Consider the following 1,749-nt stretch of genomic DNA (forward strand, 5'->3'; position numbering starts at 1 on the left):
CCAGTTACCACCCGGCAAATGAACTCAATGATGCAACAAAATCTGCTGATGGTGGTAAGTAAAATTCAACTTGTTGAATAAGTTTTCATCATCTGCTAGATTGCGGGCGAATGAATAGGCTCCTATACAGGCAACACACACATTGGTTTATTTGTGCAATTTAGACTCTCCTTACTTGAAACAGTAGCGGTGTTATACCCAAACAAATTGCACCGATCTGCGACGTCAAGTTAATTAGCTGTATAAAAATCCGCCAAAATTGATTATTCCGTTCATCTACAATAAAACAAAAATAGGAACACTTGTGAAATATTTATACATCTTCTTAGTGCTGTTAACATCGATAAACTTATCGGGTTGTGGTTACAATGATATTCAACGTCAAGACGAAGCGGTAACCGCAGCATGGTCTGAAGTGATCAACCAATATCAACGTCGAGCAGACTTAGTTCCGAACTTGGTCAATGCGACGAAAGGCTATATGGCACATGAAGAGAAAATATTAATTGAAGTGACTCAAGCCCGAGCAAAAGTTGGTAATATGCAAATCAATGCGTCTTCGCTCCATGATCCAGCAGCATTGCAACAATTTCAAGCAGCTCAAGGTGAGTTATCCAATGCATTATCACGCCTGATGGTCGTCAGTGAACGTTACCCTAACCTAAAAGCTGATAGTTTATTCCAAAACCTGCAAGCCCAAATTGAAGGCTCAGAAAACCGCGTAACGGTCGCTCGAAATCGTTATATTCAAACGGTTCAACAATATAATACCTTAATACGTATTTTCCCGAACAACCTCACGGCAGCACTCTTTGGTTATGAAGTGAAACCAAACTTTAGTGTCGAAAATGAAAAGAAAATCTCCCTTTCCCCTACGGTCAACTTCGGTGATCATCATGCGCCTATCACGAACTAACCTAACGTTAACACGCCAATGGATTCAAACCGTCAGCTTGATTGTTATGCTATCCATTTCGCTCTTTTCTTATGCTACAGAGCCGCCACAACTTAAGCGGCATATTACCGACCAAACGAACACACTGACCAAGGCGCAAATCGAACAACTCGACCAACAATTAGTGGCATTAGAAAAGCGCAAAGGAGCACAATTGGTGGTGTTAATCGTTCCCACCACTGCCCCACAAACCATTGAGAGTTATTCGTTCTCGGTAGCCGAAGCAAATAAAATTGGCCGTAAAGAAACAAATGACGGTGTGTTACTGTTAATCGCTAAAGATGATCGACGTTACCGAATTGAAGTCGGCTATGGCCTTGAAGGCGCGATCCCAGATGCCACATCGGCGCGAATCCAGCGTGAATACATGAGCCCGCATTTTAAACAAGGCGATTTCTTCGGCGGTATTCATGCCGGTGTTGATGCCTTGATTCAATTGATTGATGGCGAAGCCTTGCCACCACCTTCTGCAAAAAGTGAAGGGCATAGCTTAGGCAAAATCTTTCTCGTCATTCTGTTACTAAGCCCATTGATCCTAGTCGCCATTATTTTACGCCGGATCGTATTCGCTTTTATTGGCGACCGTGGCTTAGTTGCCCGTATGTTTGTCGGTGCCATGATCATGGTTCTATTTTCTTTTTTCATTGGGTTGGAAGATCAGGCATACACCGCGCTAATCAGTGCCGCAATGGGAGCGGCCTTCCTTGCGATACCGGAGGGTTGGTTCAACTTTGGTGGTGGTTCAAGCCATGGCTCGTACAGTTCAGGTCGTTCAAGCAGTTCGGGTAGTTCGG

At 43.7% G+C, this 1,749-nt stretch carries 2 protein-coding genes; both read left to right on the forward strand.

Translation table 11 applies throughout. The features are described from left to right. Window positions 1–304: 304 nt before the first annotated feature. Entirely contained in the window at window positions 305–916 is a 612-nt protein-coding gene (locus tag B7C60_RS09265; RefSeq protein WP_099611407.1) for a LemA family protein, read from the forward strand. Next, on the forward strand, window positions 897–1,749 hold an 853-nt coding region (locus tag B7C60_RS09270; RefSeq protein ID WP_216639320.1), incomplete at its 3' end, for a TPM domain-containing protein. The genes B7C60_RS09265 and B7C60_RS09270, both read left to right, overlap by 20 nt.

Origin of the sequence: Vibrio fujianensis, from assembly GCF_002749895.1 — a bacterium.
In the GTDB taxonomy this organism is placed as follows: Bacteria; Pseudomonadota; Gammaproteobacteria; order Enterobacterales; family Vibrionaceae; genus Vibrio; species Vibrio fujianensis.